Annotated in this window: 24 protein-coding genes and 1 riboswitch; of the genes, 9 read left to right on the top strand and 15 right to left on the bottom strand. The window is 72.8% G+C overall.

What is annotated here, in order from left to right:
* Nucleotides 1-526: 526 nt before the first annotated feature.
* The 3 genes from ACFPCY_RS39220 to groL all read right to left on the bottom strand — a co-directional run bounded on the left by ACFPCY_RS39220 (nucleotide 527) and on the right by groL (nucleotide 3,630).
* Nucleotides 527-883: a hypothetical protein gene (locus tag ACFPCY_RS39220; RefSeq protein WP_378264244.1), complete on the bottom strand. Its 357-nt coding sequence runs from the start codon at nucleotides 881-883 to the stop codon at nucleotides 527-529.
* Between the two features lie 194 nt (nucleotides 884-1,077).
* The gene (locus ACFPCY_RS39215) at nucleotides 1,078-1,695 is read right to left on the bottom strand and encodes an LURP-one-related family protein (RefSeq protein ID WP_378264242.1); all 618 of its coding nucleotides are present in this window, start codon (nucleotides 1,693-1,695) and stop codon (nucleotides 1,078-1,080) included.
* Nucleotides 1,696-2,004: 309 nt separating this feature from the next.
* Entirely contained in the window at nucleotides 2,005-3,630 is a 1,626-nt protein-coding gene (gene groL / locus ACFPCY_RS39210; protein ID WP_378264240.1) for a chaperonin GroEL, read from the bottom strand.
* A gap of 940 nt (nucleotides 3,631-4,570) precedes the next feature.
* Between groL and ACFPCY_RS39205 the strand changes: the two genes are divergently transcribed.
* From ACFPCY_RS39205 to glsA, 5 genes are all read left to right on the top strand, one after another.
* Entirely contained in the window at nucleotides 4,571-4,999 is a 429-nt protein-coding gene (locus ACFPCY_RS39205; RefSeq protein ID WP_378264238.1) for a YbaB/EbfC family nucleoid-associated protein, read from the top strand.
* Between the two features lie 16 nt (nucleotides 5,000-5,015).
* Complete coding sequence (locus tag ACFPCY_RS39200; RefSeq protein ID WP_378264236.1) at nucleotides 5,016-5,423, top strand: hypothetical protein; 408 nt, start codon at nucleotides 5,016-5,018, stop codon at nucleotides 5,421-5,423.
* On the top strand, nucleotides 5,420-6,298 hold the full coding sequence (locus ACFPCY_RS39195; RefSeq protein ID WP_378264235.1) for a PPE domain-containing protein: 879 nt from the start codon (nucleotides 5,420-5,422) through the stop codon (nucleotides 6,296-6,298). Before ACFPCY_RS39200 ends, ACFPCY_RS39195 begins: the two co-directional genes overlap by 4 nt.
* A 16-nt stretch (nucleotides 6,299-6,314) precedes the next feature.
* Nucleotides 6,315-6,938 carry a hypothetical protein gene (locus ACFPCY_RS39190; RefSeq protein WP_378264233.1) on the top strand — a complete coding sequence of 208 codons (624 nt, stop codon included), beginning with the start codon at nucleotides 6,315-6,317 and terminating at the stop codon, nucleotides 6,936-6,938.
* Nucleotides 6,939-7,034: 96 nt separating this feature from the next.
* Nucleotides 7,035-8,900 (top strand): glutaminase A, encoded by a 1,866-nt coding sequence (gene glsA, locus ACFPCY_RS39185; RefSeq protein WP_378264231.1) that lies wholly within the window; start codon nucleotides 7,035-7,037, stop codon nucleotides 8,898-8,900.
* Between the two features lie 12 nt (nucleotides 8,901-8,912).
* On the opposite strand, the gene ACFPCY_RS39180 is transcribed toward glsA, so the two are convergent.
* The 4 genes from ACFPCY_RS39180 to thrC all read right to left on the bottom strand — a co-directional run bounded on the left by ACFPCY_RS39180 (nucleotide 8,913) and on the right by thrC (nucleotide 11,547).
* Nucleotides 8,913-9,113, bottom strand: coding sequence for a cold-shock protein (locus tag ACFPCY_RS39180; RefSeq protein ID WP_151561745.1), 201 nt, complete (start codon nucleotides 9,111-9,113; stop codon nucleotides 8,913-8,915).
* A 183-nt stretch (nucleotides 9,114-9,296) separates the two neighbouring features.
* Nucleotides 9,297-9,920, bottom strand: a complete 624-nt coding sequence (locus ACFPCY_RS39175; RefSeq protein ID WP_378264228.1) for a nucleotidyltransferase domain-containing protein — start codon at nucleotides 9,918-9,920, stop codon at nucleotides 9,297-9,299.
* An 89-nt stretch (nucleotides 9,921-10,009) separates the two neighbouring features.
* Nucleotides 10,010-10,291: a MoaD/ThiS family protein gene (locus ACFPCY_RS39170; protein WP_378264226.1), complete on the bottom strand. Its 282-nt coding sequence runs from the start codon at nucleotides 10,289-10,291 to the stop codon at nucleotides 10,010-10,012.
* An 11-nt stretch (nucleotides 10,292-10,302) separates the two neighbouring features.
* On the bottom strand, nucleotides 10,303-11,547 hold the full coding sequence (gene thrC, locus ACFPCY_RS39165; protein ID WP_378264224.1) for a threonine synthase: 1,245 nt from the start codon (nucleotides 11,545-11,547) through the stop codon (nucleotides 10,303-10,305).
* Nucleotides 11,548-11,562: 15 nt separating this feature from the next.
* Nucleotides 11,563-11,704, bottom strand: a riboswitch (SAM riboswitch).
* 260 nt (nucleotides 11,705-11,964) lie between these two features.
* Between thrC and ACFPCY_RS39160 the strand changes: the two genes are divergently transcribed.
* Nucleotides 11,965-13,410, top strand: a complete 1,446-nt coding sequence (locus tag ACFPCY_RS39160; protein WP_378264222.1) for an alpha,alpha-trehalose-phosphate synthase (UDP-forming) — start codon at nucleotides 11,965-11,967, stop codon at nucleotides 13,408-13,410.
* 131 nt (nucleotides 13,411-13,541) lie between these two features.
* Here ACFPCY_RS39160 and ACFPCY_RS39155 read toward each other — a convergent pair whose 3' ends face one another.
* Nucleotides 13,542-14,561 carry a sulfotransferase family protein gene (locus tag ACFPCY_RS39155; protein WP_378264220.1) on the bottom strand — a complete coding sequence of 340 codons (1,020 nt, stop codon included), beginning with the start codon at nucleotides 14,559-14,561 and terminating at the stop codon, nucleotides 13,542-13,544.
* Between the two features lie 228 nt (nucleotides 14,562-14,789).
* Nucleotides 14,790-15,341 carry an RNA polymerase sigma factor gene (locus tag ACFPCY_RS39150; protein WP_378264218.1) on the bottom strand — a complete coding sequence of 184 codons (552 nt, stop codon included), beginning with the start codon at nucleotides 15,339-15,341 and terminating at the stop codon, nucleotides 14,790-14,792.
* A 56-nt stretch (nucleotides 15,342-15,397) separates the two neighbouring features.
* Here ACFPCY_RS39150 and ACFPCY_RS39145 point away from each other — a divergent pair, with 56 nt between their 5' ends.
* Entirely contained in the window at nucleotides 15,398-17,704 is a 2,307-nt protein-coding gene (locus ACFPCY_RS39145; RefSeq protein ID WP_378264216.1) for a serine/threonine-protein kinase, read from the top strand.
* A gap of 57 nt (nucleotides 17,705-17,761) precedes the next feature.
* Here ACFPCY_RS39145 and ACFPCY_RS39140 read toward each other — a convergent pair whose 3' ends face one another.
* Entirely contained in the window at nucleotides 17,762-19,021 is a 1,260-nt protein-coding gene (locus ACFPCY_RS39140) for an FAD-dependent oxidoreductase (protein ID WP_378264214.1), read from the bottom strand.
* A 131-nt stretch (nucleotides 19,022-19,152) separates the two neighbouring features.
* Here ACFPCY_RS39140 and ACFPCY_RS39135 point away from each other — a divergent pair, with 131 nt between their 5' ends.
* A complete protein-coding gene (locus ACFPCY_RS39135) occupies nucleotides 19,153-19,791 on the top strand; it encodes a PadR family transcriptional regulator (RefSeq protein WP_378264212.1) in 639 nt (212 codons plus the stop codon).
* Nucleotides 19,792-20,235: 444 nt separating this feature from the next.
* On the opposite strand, the gene ACFPCY_RS39130 is transcribed toward ACFPCY_RS39135, so the two are convergent.
* From ACFPCY_RS39130 to ACFPCY_RS39120, 3 genes are all read right to left on the bottom strand, one after another.
* Entirely contained in the window at nucleotides 20,236-21,513 is a 1,278-nt protein-coding gene (locus ACFPCY_RS39130) for a hypothetical protein (RefSeq protein ID WP_378264210.1), read from the bottom strand.
* 255 nt (nucleotides 21,514-21,768) lie between these two features.
* A complete protein-coding gene (gene otsB / locus ACFPCY_RS39125) occupies nucleotides 21,769-22,587 on the bottom strand; it encodes a trehalose-phosphatase (RefSeq protein WP_378264208.1) in 819 nt (272 codons plus the stop codon).
* A gap of 19 nt (nucleotides 22,588-22,606) precedes the next feature.
* Nucleotides 22,607-22,900 carry a DUF3263 domain-containing protein gene (locus tag ACFPCY_RS39120; RefSeq protein WP_378264256.1) on the bottom strand — a complete coding sequence of 98 codons (294 nt, stop codon included), beginning with the start codon at nucleotides 22,898-22,900 and terminating at the stop codon, nucleotides 22,607-22,609.
* Nucleotides 22,901-23,240: 340 nt separating this feature from the next.
* On the opposite strand from ACFPCY_RS39120, the gene ACFPCY_RS39115 reads away from it, so the two are divergent.
* Nucleotides 23,241-23,807 (top strand): MarR family winged helix-turn-helix transcriptional regulator, encoded by a 567-nt coding sequence (locus ACFPCY_RS39115; protein ID WP_378264206.1) that lies wholly within the window; start codon nucleotides 23,241-23,243, stop codon nucleotides 23,805-23,807.
* 251 nt (nucleotides 23,808-24,058) lie between these two features.
* On the opposite strand, the gene ACFPCY_RS39110 is transcribed toward ACFPCY_RS39115, so the two are convergent.
* Complete coding sequence (locus ACFPCY_RS39110) at nucleotides 24,059-24,361, bottom strand: SHOCT domain-containing protein (protein ID WP_378264204.1); 303 nt, start codon at nucleotides 24,359-24,361, stop codon at nucleotides 24,059-24,061.
* A 104-nt stretch (nucleotides 24,362-24,465) separates the two neighbouring features.
* Nucleotides 24,466-26,826, bottom strand: a complete 2,361-nt coding sequence (locus ACFPCY_RS39105; protein ID WP_378264202.1) for a S8 family peptidase — start codon at nucleotides 26,824-26,826, stop codon at nucleotides 24,466-24,468.
* Nucleotides 26,827-26,928: the final 102 nt, after the last annotated feature.

Below are 26,928 nucleotides of genomic sequence, written 5' to 3'. Positions count from 1 at the left end.
CGGACTTCCTCCGCGGCTTCGCTCCGTGGCGACTCGCCTACTTTATCAGTCCCGCCCGGCTTGTCAATTTCCGGCCGATTCCGATTCCGCAGTTCCCGCCCGCTTTCGCGGCCGTTCCCTGCGGCCCCGCTATTCCACCAGATCCGATCCGATTCGCAAAATCGGACCCTTTCCAGTGCACCATCCGCCGGCGGGCACGACGAAGCCGCTTCCGCTTGTTCGTTGGATGGTTTCCCCTCGGGCCGGCCGCCGTTCAGCGTCCCGCAACCCCGTGGGGCGAAGTGAACAGTATGCCCAGCGCGCGTCCGCGTCAAACCGAACGGCGGAACTTTTTCCGGCGTGTTGCCCGGAGGGTCGTCCGCCGGCGGCGCCGACGTCTTCTAGCTGGGCTTTTGTGGTCAGTGTGGCGGGCATCCCCGCCTGCGAGGTCTTCAACGGCGCCTATGCACCGGCTTATTCCGCGACGCCGGACTGGTCCTGAAGTGTGGCGCGCACCACCCCGCCCGCATCCGCTGCGGGCGGGACGTCACGGCTTCGCCAGGTATCCGCCGATGAACATGACCGCTTCGGCGAACACCCAGAACCCGACGGCGATGGTCAGGTTGCGGTCCAGGACGTCCGGACGGTGCCGGACGCCCGGGAGCAGCCACGACATCAGGCTGATCGCGGCTCCGACGAACGCGGCGGGGGCCGACAGCCAGACGTACCGGGTCACCGCGTCCCCGCAGTCGGCGTCGTGCGCGCCGGCCTGGCCACAGAACGCGTCGTCGCTCCACCCGCCGAACGCGGAGAACCCCCAGAGCGCGGCCAGGATGCAGTTGGCGATCGTCGGTATGGCCGGTGATATCCACTGGCCGTTCGCCCGTCCTGGCATGACCTGCACATGCGGAACGTACCCCGCTGCCGCGCCCGGAGGGAACCCCGTGCGGGCGGGCTCCGGCCACACCGTCCGGGACTCGTCCTCAGGCGGTTGCCGCGCCCGTCCTCAGACGGCTGCCTCGCCGGACTCAGGCGGTACCTCGCCCGTCCTCAGGAGGTTGTGCCGCCCGCTCCTCGACGCCGGACGTCAGTTCGGGGTCAGACGAGTTCCTTGGATTCGTACGCCATCATGTCCAGCACGATCGCCGTGACGACGACCAGGACGCGAAGGCTCTCCGAGACCTCCTCGGTGAACTCGACGGCGTACCGGTCGGCGGTGGTGAACAGCTCCGCGCGCAGTCCGGCCCACTTCTTCTCGATGCGGGCGAAGCGGCGGCGGTCGTTGTCGGTGACGGGGAAGCTGCGAAGCCGGAGGTCGCCCACGGCCTGCGCGAGCTCGTTCTCGGCGGCGTCGAGCAGGAAGTACTGGCGGCGGGTCGAGTTGGCGCGGACGGTGCCGATGCGGTCGCCGCGCACCACGTCCTCGCCCTCCTCACCGAGGACGGCGTGCTGGACGTGCGTGCGCCACGCGTCCACCTTGTCGATGACGTAGCGGGGGACGCCGTCGGCGTCGCGCAGGACGAGCGTGGCGTGGGAACTGCGGACGCTCTGCGGGAGCGCCGCGCGGACCGCCTCGCGGCGGCTGCGGACCTGCTGGTCGGCGACGGCGGCGAGGAGCGTGCCCCGGTCGTCCACGACGTCGTACCGCGTCTGGGTCTGGACGACCTTGCGCGGCTGCTCGACCCGCATGCTGGGGAGGTTGAAGAGATCGGTCACGCCGCGATCCTGTCAAGTCCGGAGCCGTCCACGAAAGGGCGCACGGGGTCGCGCGGCGGCGAGGATCCGGATTTCCGGGACCGTTCTCGCAGCTCAGCCAGGTCACCGGACGTTCCGGTCGTCCGGAGGGCGACGTCAGTCACCGCTACCCCGGACGACACGGAGGCAGAGCCCCGCAGCCACGCCGAACATGCGCGGCGGCGTCACCACGACCGAAAGCGCCATACGTACGGACATGCCAAAAGGGGCGGTCCCGCGATCGGGACCGCCCCTTTCAGGCGTCAGTGGCGCGAACCGCCGATCCGTGGATCAGAAGTCCATGCCGCCGTCGCCGCCCGGCATGGCCGGGGCGGGCGTCTTCTCCGGCTTCTCGGCGATGACGGCCTCGGTGGTGAGGAACAGCGCCGCGATGGACGCCGCGTTCTGCAGGGCGGAACGCGTCACCTTGGCCGGGTCGAGGATGCCGGCGTCGAACATGTTGACGTACTCGCCGGTCGCGGCGTTGAGGCCCTCACCCGGGGTCAGGTTGCGGACCTTCTCCACCACGACGCCGCCCTCGAGGCCGGCGTTGACGGCGATCTGCTTGATCGGCTCCTCCAGCGCGCGGCGCACGATGTTCGCGCCGGTGGCCTCGTCGCCGGGCAGCTCGAGCTTGTCGAACGCCTTGGTGCCGGCCTGCAGCAGCGCGACGCCACCGCCGGGGACGATGCCCTCCTCGACGGCCGCCTTCGCGTTGCGGACGGCGTCCTCGATGCGGTGCTTGCGCTCCTTCAGCTCGACCTCGGTCGCCGCGCCGGCCTTGATGACGGCGACGCCGCCGGCCAGCTTGGCGAGGCGCTCCTGGAGCTTCTCGCGGTCGTAGTCGGAGTCGGTGCGCTCGATCTCGGTGCGGATCTCGTTGACCCGGCCCGCGATCTCGTTGGCGTCACCGGCGCCGTCCACGATCGTGGTCTCGTCCTTGGCCACCACGACCTTGCGGGCGCGGCCCAGCATGTCGAGGGTGGTGTTCTCCAGCTTGAGGCCCACGTCCTCGGAGATCACCTGGCCGCCGGTCAGGATGGCGATGTCGCCGAGCATCGCCTTGCGGCGGTCGCCGAAGCCCGGCGCCTTGACGGCGACGGACTTGAAGATGCCGCGGATCTTGTTGACGACCAGGGTCGCCAGCGCCTCGCCCTCGACGTCCTCGGCGATGATCAGCAGCGGCTTGCCGGACTGCATGACGCCCTCGAGGACGGGCAGCAGGTCCTTGTTGGCCGACGCCTTGCCCTGGACGATCAGGATGTACGGGTCGTCGAGGACCGCTTCCATCCGCTCGGGGTCGGTGACGAAGTAGGGCGAGATGTAGCCCTTGTCGAAGCGCATGCCCTCGGTGAGCTCGAGCTCGAGCCCGAAGGTGTTGCTCTCCTCGACGGTGATGACGCCTTCCTTGCCGACCTTGTCCATCGCCTCGGCGATCATCTCGCCGATCTGGGTGTCACCCGCGGAGATGGACGCGGTGGAGGCGATCTGCTCCTTGGTCTCGACGTCCTTGGCCAGCTTGGAGAGCTCCTCGCTGACCCGCTCCACGGCCGCCTCGATGCCCCGCTTGAGGGACATCGGGTTGGCGCCCGCGGCGACGTTGCGCAGACCCTCGCGCACCAGCGCCTGGGCCAGCACGGTCGCCGTCGTGGTGCCGTCGCCCGCGACGTCGTCGGTCTTCTTGGCTACTTCCTTGACGAGCTCGGCGCCGATCTTCTCCCAGGCGTCCTCGAGCTCGATCTCCTTGGCGATGGACACACCGTCGTTGGTGATCGTGGGGGCGCCCCACTTCTTCTCCAGCACGACGTTGCGGCCCTTGGGACCAAGGGTCACCTTCACGGCATCAGCGAGCTGGTTCATGCCGCGCTCGAGGCCGCGCCGGGCCTCCTCGTCGAACGCGATCATCTTTGCAGCCATAGGCTCCAAGTCCTCCCGGAACAGGGTGGCCATATACGGATCGAGCCGATGCCCGCGACGGACGACCCCTGCCGACGACTGCCATTCCGCCGCCGGTCACGGAGCCTCATCGCCCCGACCCAGTCTGTGGAGTTGTCACTCTCCACAGCAGAGTGCCAACGTTTGTTTAGCACTCTACCCTGCCGAGTGCAAGCGTCCGAACCCCTCCCGGAAGTCGTCGCCCGTGACCTCCGGACCCGGGCCCTCATCAGCGGAAGCACCGTTCCCGCTGGTCCGCGACGGGTGCGACCGCGACCCGCGATGCCCCACCGTCTGTCGGTAGTCCCGGAACGATCGCGGAACACGAGCACTAGGGAAGTGGGGGTTGGGGGTGGTCTGTTCGCCGCCGCCAGCGCACCTAACTTGTCTTGCTCCCCCTACGGCGGTTGAGCCAAGCGAAGAAGGCGCGAGAGGCTCTGATCGCGAACGAGGCGTCTCCGCCACCGTGCAGCGACTGTGTTCCGGTGAAGCTCGCGTTGGGGGCCTGGCGTCGTTCGTACTCGGCGTTGCTCTGCCCAGGAATGCGCTTCTCGGGTGCGGTCATCCATGCTCCAACAGTCGTTGCGGACCCTGCCTCAGGGTAGAAGTCCGGTTGCGGCGTAGCGACACTCTGACGCACTCTGCCCACCTCCGGTTGCTGACCTACAGCGACTGACCGCAGCCCTCGTACCGGTGCACGGCCGACGACCGGATCGGTTGCGCGTGCGCTGCTGGGAACCCCGTCCAGGCCCCTCCTGGACCCGGAGGGCACTCCCGCGCGCATCCGTCTGTCACGGGCTGAGCGCCGTTCGCGCGGGGTGAGGGTCGGTTCGAACGATCTTTAGGGGGGTTTGCCGGGCTCTAACCGGGGGTGTGTGAGGGTCTTCGGGCCGTCGGGGGTGGATCGCCGGAGTGGAGCGAGATGAGCGACTACGCGCGGTTCGCCGCCGCGGAGGTTGAGGACGCCAGGGCGCGGGCCGGGCGGCGGATGGAGCGGGTGCTGGCCGTCCAGGAGCGGCTCCGGGACGTCGTCGGGCGCGCGCGGAGCGAGGACGGCGCCGTCGCGGTGGAGTGCGCCGGGGGGCAGGGGCTCACCGGGCTGGTCATCGATCCGCGGGCGATGAAGCTCGGGTCGCAGGAGCTCGCCGAGACGGTGGTGCGGCTCGTCCGGGAGGCGACGGCGGACCTGCGGCGGCAGACCGCGGAGCTGATGCGCGAGGAGCTGGGCGAGCTGGCCGATCCGCGCGCGTTGCAGGACGAGGTGCTCGCCGCTCAGCGGGACTTCGAGCAGAAGATGGAGCACGTCAAGGAGCAGCTGGCCCTGGCCCGGGCCCGGATGCGCAGCGCCTGACCACGGAGGGCCCCGCATGAGCCGGATTTCGGACATCCTCAACACCTCGACGCCGCCCGCCGACACGCCGCGCGCGCCGCTGTCGCCCATGGACGGCGGACGTCCCGGCGACACCGGGGGCGCGGACGGCGAGGTCAAACACGTTCCGGAGGACATCAAGCGTCTCGGCAAACAGGTCGAGGACGACGTCGCGAAGCTGGTCAAGGAGGCCGCGGCGGCGATCAAGGAGGCCGAGATCGGGCCCGAGGACTTCAGCGACCAGGGCTTTCCGATGGGCATCGCCTATCCGGGCGCGCACGAGTACGGCGTGACCGACGGGGAGAGCAAGGAGAAGCATCTCGGGAAGATCGCCCAGAAGCTCGACAGGACGGCCGAGCATTGGGAGAAGGCCGAGGAGAAGAGCACCGTCAGGGGCCGGGGATGACCGAGAACTACGGGCGGATCGCGATCGAGGCGTCCGAGATCGCGTGCATCGCGTGCACGCCGTTCATCCCGGAGGGTCCCGTGATCGCGGGGCTGATGAGCAAGGGCGCGGGCTGCGACGGGAAGCTGATCGACGGCGCGGGTAAGTGGCACGAGGCGTCGGACAAGTACAAGGAGGCCAAGGAGAAGCTGGAGGGGCTCGTCCGCGGCGTCTCCGAGGACTCCTGGTCGGGCAAGGACCGGACGGCGTTCGAGAAGGAGATCGAGCAGTTCGGACGGCAGCTCGAAACGAACGTGATCGCCTGCGAGACGGCCGCGGTGACGCTGGGCGTGCTCGCGGGGGCGATGGAGGTCTACGCAACGTTCTGCGTCGGGATGGCGGCGGCGGTGGTCGCGGACGCGGCGGTCGTCGCGGCGGCGGACGCCACGATCATCGGCGCGCCCGAGGGCGAGGCGGAGGGCGCGACGTTCGGCGCGTCCTGCGTCGGGATCATGGAGACGGCGAACACCGTGCTGATGGGCGCGATGACCGGCGGCGCGGCGGTCTTCGGCGCGGGGATGTTCGTGGACGCGGGGTTCCAGGCGTCCGAGGGCGACCGGGACGTGGCGGGCGACCTCGTCCAGGCGGAGATCACGGCCGCGCCCGAGACCGTCGAGGGGCTGCTGGAGGGCCGGTCGCACGCGAAGGAGGCGGGCGAGAAGCCGGAGGGGATGTCGCTGCCGAAGGTCGGCTACCAGTCCACCGAGCTGCCGGGGAGCCCGGCCGGGTGGGTCAACAAGACCGGCCTCCCGCAGGACGTCAGCAAGCCGCTCGGCGAGGCGGCCGGCGACGGGCTGCGGCCGGACGACGGCGTCCCGGAGAACGGTTACGCCTGATCGGAGGGAGGCCGCCGTGAGCGACCTGTTCACCGCGCCCGTGCTGGTGTACGACATGCCGCCGCTGGGACGCTCGGTCACGATGGGGCTGAGCATCCTGGACGAGCAGGGCGCGCTGCTCGCGACGGTGACCGAGCGGATCAGCGAGGAGCAGCGCGGCCACCGCCGGCACTGGGGTTCGGGCGAGAGCACCCGGCACACGCTCCTGGTCGCCGCGCCGAACGGCGCCCCGTACTTCTGGGTGGACCGGCTGCACGTGGACGGCCCGACCACGATCGCCGGACGGACCCTCGTCGTCGCGCCGGACGGCGCCCCGATCGGCCATCTCGACCGGCACGCGAAAGGCTTCGCCCTTTTCGACCCGGCCGAACGTCAGCTCGGGAACTACGACTACGCGCGCGTCCTCGACTGGCAGGGGACCGAGGTCGCGGTGAGCCTGAAGGACCGTAGCGGCGGCTATTTCCGGGAACTCGCCCAAGGGACGTCACGGGGCGACCGGCACACGCTCACGATGCACTACCAACTGCCCGAGCCGCTGCGCACGCTCGTGCTGAGCTGCCCGATCGCGTTCGACGTCGCGATGTACGGTTCCAACCGCCCGTATGGGCACGGCGGCTACTTCGACAATTTCTTCGGCTGACGTCCGCGGTTCCCCGGCCGGCACCACTGAGCTGTGCGTCCATGGGGTAGACAGGGCACAGGACGTGTTCGGCGCGGGCGTTTCGGGGGTGTGAGGTTGGCCGACGCTGGGGAGATCGCGAGCCCCGTCCAGGAGCTTCTCGACGAGGTTCACGAGCGCATCGGGGAAATCACCGACGGAAGCGTCGCGACGTATATCCCGGCGCTCGGGAAAGCCGATCCGAAGCTGTTCGGGCTGGCGCTCGCGACGCGCGACGGGCACGTTTACGAGTCGGGCGACACCGGCGTCCCGTTCACCATCCAGTCGGTTTCCAAGCCGTTCGTGTACGCGCTCGCGCTGCACGACCGCGGGCTCAACGCGGTGCTGCGGAAGGTGGGCGTGGAGCCGACCGGCGAGGGCTTCGACGCCATCCGGCTGGAGGCGGGGACGGGGCGTCCGCTGAACCCGATGGTGAACGCGGGCGCGATCGTCACGGCGTCGATGGTGGACGGCGACGACTGGGGCCAGCGGTTCCAGCGCATCCTCGACGGCCTGTCCGCGTTCGCCGGGCGCGACCTCAGCATCGACCACGAGGTGCTCGCCTCGGAGGAGCGGACCGGCGACCACAACCGCGCGCTCGGGTACCTGCTGCGCAACGCCGGAACGCTCGACGGCGACGTGGACGAGGCGCTGTCGGTGTACTTCATGGCCTGCTCGACGCTGGTGACGGCGCGTGACCTGGCGGTCATGGCGATGACGCTGTCGTCCGGCGGGGTGAACCCGCTGACCGGCCGCCGGGTCGTCGGGACGGACACGACCGAGCACGTCATGGCCGTGATGGCGACGTCCGGCACCTACGACTTCGCGGGCGAGTGGCTGCTGCGGTCGGGGCTGCCCGCCAAGAGCGGCGTCGCGGGCGGCCTGGCCGCCGTGCTGCCGTCGCAGCTCGGGATCGGCGTGTACAGCCCGCCGCTGGACGCGCGCGGGACGAGCGTCCGGGCGATCGCGGCGTGCCAGGAGCTCTCGTCGCGTTTCGGGCTGCACCTGATGCGTCCGGTGACGGGGACGACGTCCGCGATCCACCGGTACCTGCGCGGGGACGCGGTGTCGTCGCAGCGCAGCCGCCGGTTCGCCGAGCGGGAGATCCTGCGGACGCGCGGGCGGGCCATCGCGCTGTGCGAGCTCCAGGGCGACCTCGGGTTCGCGTCCACCGACGTCGCGGTGCGCGCGATCACCGGCGACCACGAGAACGTCCGGTGGCTGATCCTCGACCTGCACCGCGTCGCGCGCGCCGAGCCGGTCGCGGTGAACCTGCTGGACACGCTCGTCCGCGAGCTGCGCGAGCACGGCGTCACCACGGTCGTCGCGGCCGAGGCGGCCCGGTCGCCGCTGGCGTCCGCCGAGGCCGCGTTCGCCTCGCTGGACGAGGCGCTCGAATGGTGCGAGGACGCGCTCGTCGCCGAGACCGGCCCGCCGCAGGAGGCCGACCGCCCCGAGGTCGTCCCGCTGCCCGAGCAGGACGTCCTGCGCGACCTGCCCGCCGGCGTGCTGGAGGCGCTCGCGCCGCTGTTCGAGGAGCGCCGCCTCGCGTCCGGCGAGGTGCTGTTCTCCCCGCGCGACGAACCGGACGAGTCGCTGTACTTCGTCGTCTCCGGCGGCCTGGTCGCGCAGGTCATGGAGGGCGACCCGGCCGTGCCGGTGCAGGTCGCGTCCATGGGTCCGGGCACGGCCGTCACCGAGCTCACGGTGCGCCGCGACGACCCGCGGGCCTACCGCGTCGTCGCGGCGGAGCCCACGGTGTGCCAGGTCCTCACCGACGCCGCGCTGAAGCGGCTGGAGCGGGACCGCCCGCAGGCCGTGGAGGCGCTGCACTGGGCGATGGCGCGCAGCCTCGCCGCCCGGCTGCGACGCGCCGACCGGCTGCTGGCCGCGCACGTCGCGTCCGGGCCGCGTCCGGGGAAGCCTGAGAGGGAGCTGGGGTGACCGCGTTCGCGGTCAGATGGCGCGGACGGCGTCCGCCTGCGGGCCCCGGTCGCTCTGGGTGATCTCGAACTCGACGCGCTGCCCCTGCTCCAGGCTGCGGTAGCCGTCCATCTGGATGGCCGAGTAGTGGACGAACACGTCCCGGCCGCCGTCCACCGCGATGAAGCCGTAGCCCTTGTCCGCGTTGAACCACTTGACTGTGCCCTGCGCCATACCAACCTGCCGGTTCGTCCGCGGCCGTTCGGCCGCGGTGCGTTCCGGGCCCCGCCCCTGCTACCGCGGGACCCGCCGACCACCACCCGTGTCTCCAGGGCCCGCGCGGGGACGGACCGCGGCGGGGTCGACCCGGCGTGATCGGCACCGACCTTATAGGCGGCCGGATCCGGACGTCAGCCCTCACGAGCCAAGACGGGACGGCCGGTAATGGTCACCCTCGCGCGCGTGCACGAGGGGAAGGACCTCCGCCTCCAGCCGCCTCGGGACGCGCTGCCCGTACCGGGTCTCCAGCCGGTCCCGCGCGCGGACGTACCGGGTCACGGCCTCCTCCAGCGACGTCGGGACGGCCTGCACGCCGAGCGGGCGCAGCAGCTGCCCGCTCATGGTCAGCAGCTCGCCGCGCACGCGGTCGCCCATCCCACGCTGGCGCTTGCTCACCAGCCACAGGATCCAGTCCCAGAAGTGGACGTCGACCGCCCGCAGGGTGTCCGGCCCGATCCGCCACGGCCCGGCCGGACGGCGCGGGACGTCCCGGAACAGCAGGTCCACCTTCACCGGCCCCGCGAAGACCAGCAGGTAGCTCGCGCACTCCCCCAGCGGGTCCCACTGCGCCGCCAACGGGTCGAACGCGGCGACGAGCCCCGGCAGGTCGGCGGCCACCTGCCCGAAGTCGTCCACGGTCACGGCGAAGTCCCAGTCCGAACTGAGCGCGGCCGTCCCCCGCGCCCGGGACCCGACGAGCTCGACTCCCCGCACGGCCGGATGGGCGCGCAGCACTCCGGCGACATCCTCCGCTATCCCCATGACCATGCCTTTACCCTCCCGAGCAGCACAAAAGCCCCCTCTCAAAAAGAAAGGGGGCTTTTGACAACTTCTGCGTCAAGTGGTCAGCATCAGCAGCCGCCGGCGACGGCGGGGATGATGGAGATCTGCGAGCCCGACGGCGTCGGGGTGTCGAGGCCCTCGGCGAAGCGGACGTCCTCGTCGCCGACGTAGACGTTGACGAAGCGGCGGATCTTGCCGTTGTCGTCCAGGATGCGGGCGGAGATGCCGGCGTAGGACGACTCCAGGTCGGCGACGACGGCGCGCAGGGTGCCGCCCTCGGCGCTCACCTCGGACTCGCCGCCGGTGTAGGTCCGCAGGATGGTCGGGATGCGGACGGACACGGTGCTCATGGTGGCTCCTCTCAGGCGATTCCGGCGGCGCGGAACGCGTCCAGGGTGGGGGCGATGTTCGCGGTCGGGGCGACGACCGGGGCGACGGCGTCCAGGGTCTTCAGGCCGTCCCCGGAGTTGATGATCACGGTCTCGGCGGCCGGGTCGAGCGCGCCGGACTCGGTGAGCTTCTTCAGCACGCCGACGGTGACGCCGCCCGCGGTCTCGCCGAAGATGCCCTCGGTGGCGGCGAGCAGCCGGATGCCCTCGACGACCTGCTCGTCGGTGACGTCCTCGACGGCGCCGCCGGTGCGGCGGGCGACGTCGAGCACGTAGGTGCCGTCCGCCGGGTTGCCGATCGCGAGGGACTTGGCGATGGTGTCGGGCTTGACCGGGCGGAACACGTCCCAGCCCTGCTTGAACGCGTTGGCGACCGGGTCGCAGCCCGCCGCCTGCGCGCCGAACACCTTGTAGGGCTTGTCCTCGACCAGGCCGAGCTTGATCAGCTCCTGGAAGGCCTTGTCGATCTTGGTGAGCTGGGAACCCGACGCGACCGGGACGACGATCTGGTCCGGCAGCCGCCAGCCGAGCTGCTCGGCGATCTCGTACCCGAGCGTCTTGGAGCCCTCGGCGTAGTACGGCCGGACGTTGACGTTGACGAACGCCCAGTCGTCCTGCTCGCCGGCGATCTCCGAGGCGAGGCGGTTGACGTCGTCGTAGTTGCCGTCCACGGTCACGAACGTGCCGCCGTACACGGCCGTCGTGATGATCTTCTGGGACTCCAGGTTGGACGGCACGAACACCGCGCTGCGGATGCCCGCGCGGGCCGCCGCGGCCGCCACGGCGTTGGCCAGGTTCCCGGTGGACGGGCAGGCCAGCACCTTGAACCCGAGCTCGCGGGCGGCGGCGAGCGCCACCGCGACCACGCGGTCCTTGAACGAGTGGGTCGGGTTGCCGCTGTCGTCCTTCACCCAGAGCGCCGACAGCCCGAGCGTCTCGGCGAGGTGGTCGGCGCGGACGAGCCGGGTCAGGCCGGGCTCGGTGTTCGGCGTCTCCTCGACGTGGGACGGGACGGGCAGCAGCCCCTTGTACCGCCAGATGTTGCGCGGTCCCGCCTCGATCGACTCGCGCGTGACGTCGCCGAAGTCGTAGGAGATCTCCAGTGGCCCGAAACACTCCTCGCACGCGTAGTGCGGGCCGAGTTCGCGGGTGTGGCCGCATTCGCGGCAGGTGAGCGCGGTGGCAGGTCCGAGATTCGTCGCAGACGTGAGCGCCATGAAGCGAGGCCCTTCTCCCCATCTTCCCTGCGCCGCCTTGGTCGCAGGCCGGAGTTGGCACCACTTCCCGGTCGGCCTCGCGGGTTCGCGAGCGCGTCCTAACCGGGTGGTTGCCGGGGCTTCACAGGGCCGGTCCCTCCACCCCTCTGGATGAGCGTTATGAAGTTGTGTAAGTCGGGTCCTTTCGGACCGCGTGAGGCGAGATTACATGATCTGACCGGTTCTCGGACAGCGCCGTCTCGCTCATTGAGACGTTACCCGGCCGTGGTCTTGGTCACGCGAGAGCGTTCTGTGACGCATCCGGCGGTGGTGCTGTAGCACTCGGGGGACTTGCGGGCGGGCGCGAAGACAGCTGTGGGACCGGCTTTCACGCGGGTCCCTTTGATGTCCGGGCGTCCCGGCTGAGACGCTGCTTCCATGAGTCAGATCGTGGTGGCGTCCAACCGTGGTCCGGTGTCGTTCACCCGGAGCGACGGCGGCGGGCTGGCCGCGCGGCGCGGGGGCGGCGGCCTCGTGTCGGGGCTCGCGGGAGTCGCCGCCAGCACCGACGTCCTGTGGGTGTGCGCGGCGCTCGGCGACCCCGACCGGGAGGCCGCGCGCGAGGCCCCGGACGGACGGCTCGACCGCGCCGGGCACGACACCGGCGGCGCGGACGTCCGGATGCTGGACATCCCCGCCGCGACGTTCCAGCGCGCGTACAACTCGGTCGCGAACTCGACGCTGTGGTTCGTCCACCACCTGCTGTACGAGACGCCGCGCGCGCCGCACTTCGACGCGCGGTTCCGCCGCGACTGGCAGTCCTACGAGGCGTACAACGCGGCGTTCGCGGACGCGGTGGCCCAGTCGTCGCAGCCGGACGCGAAGGCGGTCGTGCAGGACTACCACCTGTCGCTCGCGCCGCGCATGCTCCGCGACCGGCGTCCCGACCTGCGCATCGCGCACTTCTCGCACACGCCGTGGGCGCCGCCGGAGTACTTCCGGATGCTTCCGGACGACGTCGCCGTGGCCGTCCTCGGCGGCATCCTCGGCGCGGACCACGCGGGCTTCCTCACGCGGCGGTGGGCGGACGCGTTCCTCGCCTGCTGCGCCGAACTGCTCCCCGGCGCCCGCGTGAGCGGTAGCTGCGTCACCTACGCGGGCCGGACGACCCGGATCGGCGTCCACGGGCTCGGCGTTGACGGTGAGTCCCTGCGCGCACGAGCCGCGCAGTCCGACGTCGCCGAACGCCAGGAATCGCTACGCGCGCAGGTGGGCGACCGGAAACTGATCGTCCGCGTGGACCGGACGGAACTGTCGAAGAACATCGTCCGGGGGCTCGCGGCCTACCGCGAGCTGCTGGCGACGCATCCCGAATGGCACGGACGGGTCGTCCACCTGGCGTTCGCGTACCCGTCGCGGACGGACCTCGCCGAGTACCGCGCGTACACCGAGGCCGTCCACGAGACCGCGCGGGCGATCTCCGAGGAGTTCGCCACGCCCACCTGGGATCCCCTGATCGTGCAGGTCAACGACGACTACCCCCGCTCGCTCGCGGCCTACTCGCTGGCGGACGTCCTGCTGGTGAACCCCATCCGGGACGGCATGAACCTGGTCGCCAAGGAAGGCCCCGTGCTGTCGGCGGACGGCTGCGCGCTCGTCCTGTCGCGGGAGGCCGGCGCCGCCGCGGAGCTCTCCGACGACGCGCTCATGGTGAACCCCTACGACGTGACGCAGACCGCCGGGGCGCTGCACCGCGCGCTGCTCATGCCCCCCGGCGAACGCGCCGAGCGCACCCGCCGCCTGGCCGCCGCCGCAACCGCGCTCCCGCCCGCCCGCTGGTTCGCCGACCAGCTCGAAGCCCTCGACCGACAGGCTCTCGGCTGACGCCCGGCCAGCTCGACGCCCTCGACTGAGGGCCGACCAGCTAGACGCCCTCAGCTGAGGGCCGATCAGCTAGACGTCCTCAGCTGAGGGCCGACCAGCTCGGCGGCCTCGGCTGAGGCACGCGGGCGAGGTCAGAGGAGGGTCGGCGCGGTCTCGGCGGGGAGCAGGCAGGTCACGGGGTTGGGCTCGTGGCGGCGGCGCCAGCGGTCGCGGACGTCGGCCTTGCGGTGCGCCATGCGCCGGTGCGCGGCGGTCGCGGCGAACTTCGCGAGCAGCGCGGGACTCGGCCTCGGCATTCCGGACGGCTCGTAGCCGTAGTCGGTGAGCCGGTCGCCGAAGGCGGCCTCGGCGAGCCCGGCCTCCCACGGTTCGAGGCGGTCGCGCCACGATCCGACCCGTCCGGACGACACCGCCGAGTGGGTGCGGTCGTGCCACTTCTTCTGCGGCGGGACGGTCAGCTCCGCGATCCGCTGCGGCTGGGTCATCTCCGGGTGGAACTCCTCGCCGAGGAACGCGCAGAGGCGGCACAGCTCGTCCTGCGGGTCGGCGACGAGCCGTTCGTACTGGAGCTCGTAGTAGGAGTCCGGCCCGAGCCGCACGGCGGCCCGGCGGCCGATGTCGATCGCCTCCCGCCAGGACGCGATCGCGTGGTGCACGTCCAGCTTGTACCAGGGCATCTCGCAGAGCGACGCCACGCAGTCGCGGCCGTCCCGGATCAGGTGGACGAACTGGGCGTCCGGGAACATCCGCAGCAGCGCCGGGATGTTCTTGGAGTAGCTCGGCCGCTTGTCGCCCCAGCGCCGCCGGCCGAACCGGTCGGCGTAGGCGCGGAACACGGCGCCGAGCGCCGAGCCGAGCGTCGGCGGCCCCTCGATGATCCGCTCGGACACCGCCCGCGCGTCCAGACCGAGATCGCCGAACCTCGCCGCGGGCCGTCCGGTGATCCACTCGGCGAGCCGGCGCCTGTTCTCCCTGTCGGAGAGGTCACCGAAGTCGCACCTTCCGGTGTAGGCGGACAGGACGAACCGGGTCTCGGCGGGGACGGCGAGGCGCGGGTGCGAGTGCAGCATCAGCTGGAGCAGGGTCGTCCCGGAACGGGGGCAGCCGAACACGAAGACCGGCCGGGCGGACGGGGCGGTACCAGTGGCCATGGGGGCATGGTGACCCACCGGACGGCCCGGCCGGTGCGGCTTCCCGCCCCCTTGGCCCACCCGTTGCCGACCTTTGGGCCCGTCCCGACACGCGCGGGACGCACCGGCCACCACCTGCGGAAATCCGCCCTGCGACGCCGGTCATCCGCGCGAGATCCGCCCCGCGACGCCGGTCATCCGAGCAGAACCGCCCGCACCGGCCGTCGCCGGCCCGCAGCGCGCCGGCCGTCAGGTGTAGGACTCGCCGAGGGTCTGGCGGACCTGCTTGCGGGCCTCGTGGATGCGCGACTTGACCGTGCCGAGCGGCAGCTTGAGCTGCTCGGCGATCTCGGCGTACTCCAGCTGGGAGACGTCGCGCAGGACCAGGGCCTGGACCAGGTCGGGCTTGCGGGACTCCAGGTCCTCCATGGCGTCCAGGATGTCCACCCGGGACCCGGCGATCACGCTGGTGCGGCGCGGGTCGGGCCGCTGCTGGGGCAGCTCGCCCGCCTGCTCCATCGACCGGCGCTTCAGCGAGCGGTAGGTCGAGCGGGACGAGTTCGCCACCACCACGTGCAGCCAGGTGGAGAAGCGGGACCGCCCCTCGAACCGGTGGATGTTGCGCGCGACCTGCAACAACGCGTCCTGGCAAGCCTCCTCGGCGTCCTGCCGGTTGGGCAGGAACCGAGACGCGTGCCGCAGCACGTCGGGCTCGATCTTGCGAAGCAGGTCCTCCAGCGCGCCCTGGTCTCCCTGGGCGGCCTTCAGCGCCAGCTCCTCGGTTCTCTCATCGAATGCCATCGCCGTGCCTCGACCTCGCTCGCACACACACCCCGTTTGTTGGGCATGATACGGGAGTGTCCTTCCCCTCTACTGTCGGCCGTTACCGAATCGACCGCGCTCTCGGGTCCGGGGCGTTCGCCTCAGTGTGGCTCGGGCACGACGACGCCCTCGACTCGCTGGTCGCGATCAAAGTCCTCAACGGCAGCCTGCTGGACGACCTCGACGTGCGCAACCGGTTCCTGGAGGAAGCGCGCATCCTGCGCCGCGCCGACTCCGAACGGCTGGTCCGCGTGCACGACATCGGGGAGCTCCCGGACGGCCGTCCCTACTTCGTCATGTCCTACGCCGACCGGGGAACGCTCGCGGACCGGATGAAACGACGTCCGCTTCCGGTCGCCGAGGCGCTCGCGCTCGCCGAGAACACCGCCTACGGCGTCGAGGTGATCAACACCCTCGGGGTGATCCACCGCGACCTGAAGCCGTCGAACGTGCTGTTCCAGTCCACCCCGGACGGCGGCGAGAAGCTGCTCATCGCCGACCTCGGGCTGGCCAAGGCGCTGGCGCACGCGTCCGGCGCGTTCACCCTCCCGGTCGGGACGCCCGGCTACATGTCGCCCGAGCAGGCCCGGTTCGGCGGCGGCCTGGACGTGCGCGCGGACGTGTACGGGCTCGGCGCGCTGACCTTCCACATGCTGACCGGACGGCCGCCGACGCAGGCGCCGATCCGGGTCCCGCCGAGCGAGCTGCGCGAGGGCCTGCCCGCCGGCACCGACGAGGTGGTCATGCGCGCCCTGGAGGTCGAGCGGGAGAAGCGCTGGCCGACGGCGGAGGCGTTCGCCGAGGCGCTGGCCGAGCTGCGCGCGAAGGCGGCGGTCGAGTCGCCGGCCGGTCCCGCCTCCGGGACGCCGGCCGAGCCCGCCGGCGGGACGCCCGGTGCCGCCCCGGTGACGATCGCCGAGCCGCTGCCCGGCGTGCGGCCGGAGCTTCGCGCGGACGGCCCGGCGGACGCCCCGGGAGGCGGTCCGGGAGACGGTCGGGGAGACGGTCGGGGGGACGTCCCGGGGGACGGGCCGTCCACGGTCGTCGACGTGCCGTCCTCGCAACAATCCGACAAATCCGGCGAACTCGGTACCCCGCGTCCGGCGTCATACCCCGGTGACCGAGACGAGGTACCGGAGGCGACCGTGCGCGATCCCCGACAGCAGCCCTACGGGGGCCGTCCGCCCGGCTCGGAGACCCTTCCACCGGACGGCGGGCCCGACGACTCCCGCACGACCGAGATGCCGCTCCCGCCGCATCCGGGCGCGGGGCAGGGCGGCCCCGGCGGTCCGGCCGGTCCCGGCTACACCGCCGCCGCGGACGGCGGCGAGGCGACCGTGATGGACCAGCCCGGCGGACGCTACGGCGACGCGCCGCCCCCTCCCGGCGGCGACGCGAAGACCTCGGTGTTCCCGGCGGGCGGCCAGCCCTACGGCCCCGGTCCGGGTCCCGGTCCCGGTCACAGCCCCGGTCCCGGCGGGCAGCCGTACCAGCCGGTCCCCGATCCCTCGCAGAGCCCGTCGCCGCACGGCTACCCGCCGCCGCCCTACCAGCCGCAGGGAGGCCAGCAGCCGCCGTCCGGGTCGTCCGGGTCGTCCGGGAAGGGTTCGCCCTTCGGACGGCGCAAGAAGGACGCCGGCGGCTCCGGCGGCGGGTCCGGCGGGCCGTTCGGCCCCGGCGGCGGAGGCGGCGGGGGCAGCGGCGGTGGCGGCGGCCGGCGCGGTTACCTGACGCCGCTGCTGATCACGGCCGCCGTGCTGACCGTCGCGCTGATCGCCGGGCTGGCGCTCGGCTCGATCTTCTCCAAGGGCGGCAAGAAGAACGGCGACGGGGGCGGCGGCAAGAAGACGGCCGTGCCCGCCGACTTCGCCCAGGTCGCGGACGACTCCGGCAAGATCAGGGCGGCCGTGCCGAAGGCGTGGCCGAAGGCCGGCCCGGACAAGACCTGGCTGCCGAGCGGGGTGGGCTTCGCGGGTGACGCGACGGCCCGTCCGGTGCTGCGGGCGACCCCGGAGGTGGCGAAGTTCCGGGGCAGCGGCACGGCGCCCGGCCTGTTCGTCGGCCTGACGACCGCGATGCCGAAGACGCAGCCCCTGCCGCTCGGCGTGTCCACGCACCCGTCCTGCACGAAGGGCGCGCCGGAGAACTACACGTCGCCGGACAAGCAGCTCAACGGAACGATCCTGCGGTTCACGGGCTGCAAGACCGGCACGCCGCTGGTCACCGAGGTTGCGCTGCACTCGGCGGACGGGAAGTTCGGCGCGTGGGTGCGCATCCGGCAGATGGACAACGCCGACATCGTGAAGTCCATCCTCGACAACCTGAAGCTTCAGGCTCCCTGATCCATCGCCTGAAGGGGACGGACGCGCCTTGAAACGGCGTCCGTCCCCTTCGGCCGTTCAAGAGGACATCGCGGGAGAACCGACGCGTTCCGGAAGTGCGGCCAGCGCGGGAGTGCGGACGTGCTCGGGCAGCGGTCCGTAGCCCATCAGGCGCGCCAGCAGCCGCTGGACGGACGGGACGAGCCGGGCGCGGTCCGCGGCCTTGCCGATCGCGGGCGGACGCCCCTCCAGCGCGCGCCGCACCACGAACCGCTGCACCGCGAGCTGGAACGCCTGGACCGCCATCGTCGGCGGCACGCGGCGGCGCTGCACGGCGGCGAGGTCGGAGACCGCGACCGTGCCCGTGCGGCGCAGCGCCGGGACGATCCGGTTCGCGGTCGCTACAGCGTCCTGGATCGCGAGGTTGATCCCGACGCCGCCGATCGGCGACATGGCGTGCGCGGCGTCCCCGATGCAGAGCAGTCCCGGCCGGTACCAGCGGCGCAGCCGGTCCACCCGGACGTCCAGGACGCTGATCCCGTCCAGTTCGAGGTCGCCGGCCCGTCCGGCCAGGAAGGGCACCAGCTCGGCGACGTCGGCGCGCAGCGCGGCCGCGCCCCGCGCGCGCACCCGCGACCAGCCGCCCTTCGGCACGACGTAGGCGATCTGCCAGTACGTCCCGCGGTCGAGCAGCGCCATCAGCCGTCCGTCGGCCGGCCGCAGGAACGCGTTCTCCCGGTCGCCGGGCTCGCGCGGCAGGCGGAACCACGCGACGTCCATCGGCGCGCCCAGATTCCGGACGGGCAGTCGGGCGGCGCGGCGCAGCGTCGAGTGCCGTCCGTCGGCGGCGACGGTCAGGTCGGCGCGGATCTCGCGCTCGGCGCCGTCCGCGTCCCGGTAGCGGACGCCCGCGACGCGCCCGCCGTCCTCGATCAGGCCGGTGGCCTCGGCGTTCATCAGCAGCCGGAAGCCGGGCAGCTCCGCCGCCGCCTCGGTGATCATGGTGAGGAAGTCCCACTGCGGGACCATCGCGATGTACGGGTGCCGCTCGCGCAGCGCGCCCAGGTCGGCGACGGAGAACTCGCCGTCGCCGGTCACCACGTCCAGCCCGGTGACCTTGCGGTGGTCGAGCCGTTCGAAGCGCTCGCCGAGGCCGATCTCGTCCAGCACGTCCAGCGTGGACGGGTGGATCGTGTCGCCGCGGAAGTCGCGCAGGAAGTCCCCGTGCTTCTCCAGGACGGCCACGCCGATCCCGGAGCGGGCGAGCAGCAGGCCGAGCACGGTCCCGGCGGGTCCTCCGCCCGCCACGCAGACGGTCACGTCGGTGCGTCCGGTCATGGACACCACCCCCTTCCCTCGATATTCAACGCGTGATGAGTTCCTGTCAAGCGAGGCGGGGCTTGCCAGCGAGCGTTCACCGATATATCGTTAATGCATCGCGATCGAACAACGACTAGGAGATGATGACGATGCGCGAGTACACGAGGAACCACGAGCACGGCCGGCGTGGGCGCGGTCCGCACGTCCACGGCGGCCCCGAGGCGCGCATGCGCCGCGACGACCCGTTCGGCTGGGGCGGTTTCGGCCCCGGCGGTCCGGGTTTCGGACCGGGCGCCCCCGGCGGGCGCGGACGCGGCCGGGGCCGGGGCGGCGGACGCCGCACCCGGCGCGGCAACGTCAGGGCGGCGCTGCTCGCCCTGCTCGCCGAGCGGCCGATGCACGGCTACGAGATGATCCAGGAACTCGACGAGCGCACCGGCGGCGTCTGGCGGCCGAGCCCCGGCTCGGTCTACCCGACGCTCCAGATGCTCGAGGACGAGGGCCGGGTCAGCAGCGAGGAGCAGGGCGGCAAGCGGCTGTTCTCCCTCACCGACGCCGGGCGCGAGGAGGCGTCCGCGCAGACCGCCGCCCCCTGGGACGAGGTCACCGAGGCGGCCGGGGAGAGCGTCCTGCACTCGCGGGAGGCGATCCGCCAGCTCATGGGCGCGCTCCACCAGGTCCTGGCCGTCGGCAGCCCGTCGCAGCAGGCCCGCGCGCTGGACGTCGTGAACGACGCCCGCCGCCGCCTCTACGGCATCCTCGCCGACGACCCCGGCGCGGAGGAGTAGCCGCCGAAACGGCCGTCCCGGCCGGGCACCCGGATCAGGGCACCTGAGCGAGCCTCGGATCAGGGACCCCGCCCGGCACGACCGAAAAGACGAAGGGCCGTCGCGACCGTTCCCCGGTCAGCGGCGGCCCTTCGCCTGCCTGCACGAAAGCCAGCCCAGCGCGGGACGCCGGTCACCGCGGAAGCCGCCACCGGCACGGAATGCGGATCAGCGCGGGGCACCGAGCAGCGCGGAAGCCGGACCGGCGCAGAAGTCAGACCAGCGCGGAAGGCGGTCAGCGCGGGAAGCCGGACCCAGCCCGGGGTCCGATCAGCGCGGAAGCCGGACCAGGCCGGGGTCCGATCAGCGCGGAAGCCGGGCCAGCCCGGGACTTCGATCAGCGCGGAAGCCGGGCCAGCCCGGGACTTCGATCAGCGCGGAAGGCGGGTCGGCGCGGGACGCCGGTCAGCGCGGGAGGGGGGCTTCCTTGGCGGTCTGGTCGTTCATGTAGAGCTGCTTCCAGATGAACAGGCGCAGGTCGCCCGCCTTCAGCTCCTTCTGGATCGGGACGTCCACCGTCGCGCGCACGAGGTACGCCGAACCGGGCGGCATGTACTTGTCGTCGCCGTCGCCCGCGACGAGCCGGCCGCCCCGCAGGGACCGCACGACGTCGCTGTGCGTCGGGGGCGTGCACATGTCCTCGGGCGTCCCGGCCTGCGGCATGCAGCGTCCGCGCGCCGAGCTCTCCACGAGAGCGCGCTTGACGAACACGTCGCCGGGGAAGTCGAGCAGCACCTTCTTGTCGGTCGGGTTCGACAGGACGTACTCGATGTAGCCGAACCCGTATCCGGACGGCGCGGTCGTCTGCTGCGTGGACGCGCCGTCGCCCGCGCCCGAGTCCACGGCGGCGAGCTGGTACTTGGAGCCGTCCGTCGTGCCGACCGTCACGGGCGTCCCGGTCCTGGGCATCGTGCCCGACTGCGCCGAGGGCGCCTGGTCGCCGCCGGCGGACGAGATGTCGGCGCCGCCCTCCTTGCCGTCCGAGCCGGGGATCAGCAGGAGCGCGCCTGCCGCGGCCGCGGCCGCGACGAGCGCGCCTGCGCCGATGAGGAGCCCTTTGCGGCGTCCCGAACGTCCGCGCTGCTCGCGCCGGATCCGGTGCCGCTCGCTTCGCGACGACGCGATCCGCACATCGACGCCGCTGGTCTCCCGCACGCCCAGCTCGTCCGACCCGCGAGCCGGGAAGGACGGCTCCGGCGCGAACGCCTCCGGCTGCTGCGCCAACGGCGGCTGCACCGGCGCCTGCTGCGCGACCAGCGGCTGAACCGACGGCTGGACCGGCGTCTGCTGCGCGACCGGCGGCTGGACGGCTTGCTGCGCAGGCGCCGGCTGAACCGGGGGCTGCTGCATCAGCGGCGGCTGAGCCGGCGGTGCCTGGACGGTCGGTTGCCGAGTCGGCGGCGGTTGGACGAGTGGTTGCTGCGCTAGCGGGGGCTGTTGCGGGTAGCCCTGCTGGACGGGGGCTTCCGGCACGAAGGGATGCCCTCCGGTGCTGGTCGGCGAGCCGACCGTCGGGTAGCCGCCGGACGTGAACGGCTCCGTCGGATAACCCCCGGACGACGTCGGCGACGACGACCCCGGCGGCTGCTGGAGCGGGACGCCGGCGACCGGGGCTTGCAGCGGGTCGCGGGACGTGTCGCGCGGTCCGCCGGACCGCCGCGGGAATCCGGGTTCTGTGTCCACGTCAGCACTCCCCACCTTGTCTCGTCCGGCCGAGGCCCGCCGCGTCCGCCGGGCGCAGCGAAATTACCTTATTTTTGCGTAATTGTTCGCCTGGCTCACACCTGCCCCACCATCATCGGCGGTAGCGGGCGTCCCGGTCCGACGAATGCGCAGGCCAGCGGCATCCTTGACCAACGGGCCCCGGCGGCGCGCGCCGGACCGTCCGGAACCGGCCGCCGGACCGGTCAGAACTCGGTCAGACCGGTCGGGAGTCGGTCAGGACGCCGGCGGCAGCAGGGTCTCGAGGAAGGCGACGACGCCGTCCGGGCCGTCCACGACCAGGTCGGCGTGTTCGGCGACCTCGGTGACCTCGGCCGAGCCGCTGCACAGCTTCAGGCCGGGGACGCCGTCCTCGCGCAGCGCGTCCACGGCGTCGAAGGCGGCGAGGTCGCCGAGGTCGTCACCGGCGAACACCAGCGCGGACGGACGTCCGGTCTCGTCGAGGAAGGCGCGCAGCGCGACGCCCTTGTCCATGCCGGGCGGGCGGAGCTCCAGGACGAACCGTCCCGGCTCGACGACCAGGCCGTGCCGCTCGGCGAGCGCGTCCATGACGCTGCGCAGACGGTCGAGCGCGACCTGCGGTTCCGCGCAGCGCCGGGTGTGGACGACGAGGGCGCGTCCCTTGTCCTCGACGTAGGTCTCGGGGGGCGCGCCGGACGCCTCCAGCACGCGCGGCAGCTTGGCGCGCACCTCGGCGACGCCGGGCGGCGGCTCGGGCGCGGAGAGCGTGCCGGACTCCCAGCGCTCCGCGCCGTACTGCCCGAGCACGACCAGCCCGTCGATGCCCTCGAAGCCGCCGTACTCGACGGCGACCTTCGCCGGGCGGCCGGTCACCACGACCAGCGCCCGGACGCGCGGGGCGAGGGCGGCGAGCGCGGCGGCGGCGCCGGGATGCGCCCGGGCCGCCGCCGGATCGTCCACGATCGGCGCCAGCGTGCCGTCGAAGTCGAAGCCGAGGACGGCCCCGCCGGGATGCGAGCGGAGAGCGGCGAGGGCGTCCTCGCCCTCCGGGGTGATACGGGAGGAAGGCTGCACGTGACCAGTGTCGGCCACGTCAGGGGCGGATGCCGAGCCGCCGCGCGGCGCGTTGCCGTTGCCGCTGCGTGCGCATCCGGCGCAGGCGCTTGACCAGCATCGGGTCGTGCACCAGCGCTTCGGGTCGGTCGATCAGGATGTTCAGGAGCTGGTAGTACCGCGTCGCGGACATGTCGAACGTCTCGCGGATGGCCTGCTCCTTGGCGCCGGCGTACTTCCACCACTGCCGCTCGAAGGCGAGGATCTGGCGGTCGCGCTCGGACAGGAGGTCGGCCGGGAAGGCTGCGTCGTCGTCTTCCCGGCCCGGGTTCATCGGGGGCAGGGGTGAGCCATCGTTCATGCTGCCGTCCTGTTGGGGACCGTCGCCGGGGCCGTTCGCCGCCGGCATGGAGTCCCCCTTTGGTGGTCACTGATCCCGGGTCGTCCGGGTTCGGCCGAGGCCACTCTACGCGTCCCGGCGGACATTCTCCGGCCGTTCGCGCGGAACGGCCGCCCGCCCCGCCGCGCCCCCTTGACCGCGCGACGGGAGGGACGGATTCGGCGGAATCCCACCCCGCGTTCGGGAAACTCGCAGGTTGCGGGCGTTAATATATGCATTGTGCATCCGTGCCGCCGGGCCGGACGCCGCGCCACCACGCGAACGGAGGACGAGCATGCCGACGGAGAAGCCCTCCGCCCCGGTCCCCGAGCCGGACGCGCCACTCTCCGACATCGCGCTGGCGCTGTTCCACCTGCGCCGCGTCTGGGCGCGTCCGGACCTGATGAAGAAGATCCGGGCGCAGACGTCGTCCGGGCCGGGCGGGCGGCCGATCCAGCTGTCGAACCTGATGGTCGTGCACGCCGTCGCCGCCCTCGCCGCCTGCGAGGACGGCCCGGAGGTCACGGTCGGCGCGGTCGCCGAGCGGCTGGAGATCGACCCGTCCACCGCGAGCCGCCTGGTCGGGCACGCCATCGACGCCGGCCTGGTGTCGCGGCGCCCGTCCCCGGTGGACGCGCGCCGCGCCAACCTCGGCCTCACCGACGCGGGCGACCGGGTCCGGCAGGTCGCCGAGCGGTTCCGGCGCGCCTACTTCGACGAGCTGATGAGCGGCTGGACCGACCGCGAGAAGGCCGACTTCGCCCGCCTGCTCACCCGCTTCGCCGAGGCCGCCGCCCAGTCGCCCGCGATGATGGACCCCGAAGGCGTCGAGCGCATCTTCCGCGAGGCCGGAGCCGACTGACACCCGACCGAACGGACGCAGCATCACCCGCGCCCGGCCCGAAGCGCAAGATCACTCACCCCCGGCCCAAAGCGCGAAGCGCGAGATCACCCGCGCTCGGCCCGGAGCGCGAAGCGCGAGATCACTCACGCCCGGCCCGGAGCGCGGAGCGCGAGATCACTCACGCCCGGCCCGGAGCGCGAAGCGCGAGATCACTCACGCCCGGCCCGGAGCGCGGAGCGATCACTCGCGCTTCGGCGCGGAGCGCGGGATCACTCGCGCTCGGCGCGGAGCGCGGACATCCGGGAGTGGAACTCGTCCTCGTCCACCTCGCCGCGCGCGAACCGCTCGGCGAGGAGGTCTTCGGGACGCTGCTTGCCCGCCCCCGGCTGCGGGTTCGCGGCCTGCGGGAACCGCCATCCGCCCCGCCGCCGGCGCTTGGCCAGCTGGAAGCCGACGAAGCCGAGCGCGGTCAGCCACAGCAGCCCGAAGGTGATCGGGAAGATCACCCACCAGCCGGGACCCGAGTGGTCGTGCCAGCCGGGGTGCGCGGCGGTGATCATCAGCGAGTGCATCGGACTCCTCCTCCGGTTCGGATGATCCGATGCTCCGTGGACGGTCCGGGCCGTGTCGTCGTACGAGCGGCGGCTTCGCCGCTACGCCCGGCGGGGTACCGCGGTCACCACCAGGGCGGACGGTAGTCGTCGTCGTCCGCGACCACGGGACGACGGCGGCGGCGCGGACGGTGCCCGGCCGCGTCGTCCGGCGTCGTGGGCATCGGCCCGTGCCCGTTGGCGTCCGCGAGGCCGGGCGGCGGCGCGTCCGGCACGGCGCCGGTCTGGAGGTCCTCCAGCGGCGGCATCGGCGGCGGGACGGGCCGCTCGGGCTCGCCGAGCACCCCGCGCCGGAACCGTTCCCACTCCTCGTCGCTGAGGCCGGGCTCGTCCTCGACGGGACGCGGCTCCTGCTCGCTGAGCGGCCCGGCTCCCTGCACCGACCCCGGCCCCTGCAACGGGTCCCCCAGCGGATCGAACGTCGATCGCACATCCGCCCCGCCGTCTTCCGCGCGCGCCGCGTCAGCGCCCTGCGCGTACGCCGCGTCGGCGCCCTGCGCGCGCGCCGCGTCAGCAGCCTGCGCGCGCGCCGGGTCGGCGCCCTGCGCGTGCGCCGGGTCGGCAGCCTGCGCGTGCGCCGGGTCGGCGGCCTGCGCGTGCGCCGGGTCGGCGGCCTGCGCGCGCGCCGCGTCAGCGCCCTGCGCGTGCGCCGGGTCAGGGGCCTGCGCGTGTTCCGTTGTCGTCCACGGCTCGGGACGAGGCGGTGGCGAGGAGGGGAACTGCGGGGGCTCGGAACGGCGTCCGGGGTTCCAGTCGGACGGCTCGCCCGAGAAGGTCGGCGCCGCCAGAGGCTCGGCGGGCAGAGGTTCAGCACGCAGGGGCTCAGCGGGCAGAGGTTCAGCAGGAAAGTGTTCGGCAGGCAGGCGTTGGGCGGCCGAGGGCGGCGGCGCGGGAGGCGGCGGCGCGGGACGTGGCGGGGCGGGCTGGAAGGAGACCACGGGCGGGGCCTCGGCGGCCGGCCCGGCCGCGCGCGGCGGAGGCATCGGGACCGGAGCCGGGTCGTGATCGTCCTCGTCGCCGGGACGGCGGCGCTGGCGCCAGCCCAGGAAGAGGCCGACGAGCAGCAGGGCGCCGCCGCCTCCGAGAATCGCCAGGTAGAGCCGGTCGGAGTCGCCGCTCCCGGCGCTCGCGGCGGGCGCGTCCTGCGTCCGGGCGGCGGGGGCGGACGGCTTCGGCGGCTCCTTGCTGATGCGGGCGGCGGCGGACATCGCGCGCGCCGCGTCCAGCGCGCCCGGACAGTTGCCGGACGGGCTCGACCCCTTGCCCCTGGATCCCTCGACCAGCGCCTGGCGCACCTGGTCGGGGTTCAGGGACGGGTAGCGCGAGCGCAGCAGCGCGACGATCCCGGCGACGATCGCCGAGGACGGGCTGGTGCCGGTGCCGACGACGTAGCCGTCGTCGGCGTCCGCGCTGACGATGTCCACGCCCGGCGCGCAGACCGCGACGTACGGGTGGCGGTTGCTGTCCTTCCACTCGCGCATGTCGTGGTCGAGCGCCCCGACGGCGATCACGCCGGGGTAGGCGGCCGGGAAGTTCTTGCGGTTCGCGCCGGCGCCGTCGTTCCCGGCGGACGCGATGAGCACGACGCCCTTGCTCTGCGCGTACTTGATGGCGTCCTCCTCGGAGGAGTCGCCGTCGTAGTACTGCTTGCCGCCGCCGAGCGACATGTTGATGACGGTCGCGCCGTGGTCGACCGCGTACCGGATGCCCTCGGCGATGGCGTCGCGCGCGTGGCTGACCTGCGCGTCGTCCTTGCGCATGGGGTCGTCGTTCTCCCACGTCACGCGGAGCGACAGCACGCGGCTGGCGGGCGCGACGCCCATCACGCCCTGCGCGCCGCCGGGTCCGTGCCCGTGCCCGGCGATGATGCTGGCCATCGACGTGCCGTGCAGGCCCCAGTACTTGCTGCCCGGGCGCCGCGTCCCGCCGGTGAGGTCGGGGCCGGTGATGACGCGTCCGGTCAGGTCCGGGTGGTGCTTGTCCACGCCGGTGTCGAGGACGGCGACGACGACGCCCGCGCCGCGCGACTGCTTCCACGCCTTCGGCACGCGCAGCGCCGACAGGTGCCACTCCCGCGACCGGATCATGTCGACCGGCCCGTTCGGCGCCTCGGGGAAGGGCAGCGGCGCGGCGGCGTTGCGTCCCGCGGCCGCGCGGCCACCGGACGCCGCGGCGCGCGAGGTCTTCGAGGTGGCCGCGCTGGACTTCGCGCCGCGCAGGTTCAACGCCGAGGGCGGCGCGAACGCGATCGGGACGGCGACGGCCGAGGCGAGCGTCAGCGCGGTGAGCGCGGCGGCGGTGCGGACGGGCGGGCGGGACGTCCCGCGGCGCGGGCCGGCACCGCGAGCAAAGCGCTGGACGCGAGCAAAGCGCTGGACGCGAGCGGGGAGCTGGACGCGAGCGGAGCGGTGGCCGTCAGAGCGCACGGCACCGCACCTCCTCCCGGCCGTCGGCCGCGTTCCCGGGTTCCGATCCGCCCGGACGGCGGGCGGCCGACCGGTCGGGCGCCCTCATTCTGCCATGACGCT

The organism is Actinomadura gamaensis (genome assembly GCF_042652125.1).
GTDB classification, from domain to species: Bacteria; Actinomycetota; Actinomycetes; order Streptosporangiales; family Streptosporangiaceae; genus Spirillospora; species Spirillospora gamaensis.
This window is presented reverse-complemented; position numbering and strand designations above follow the sequence as displayed.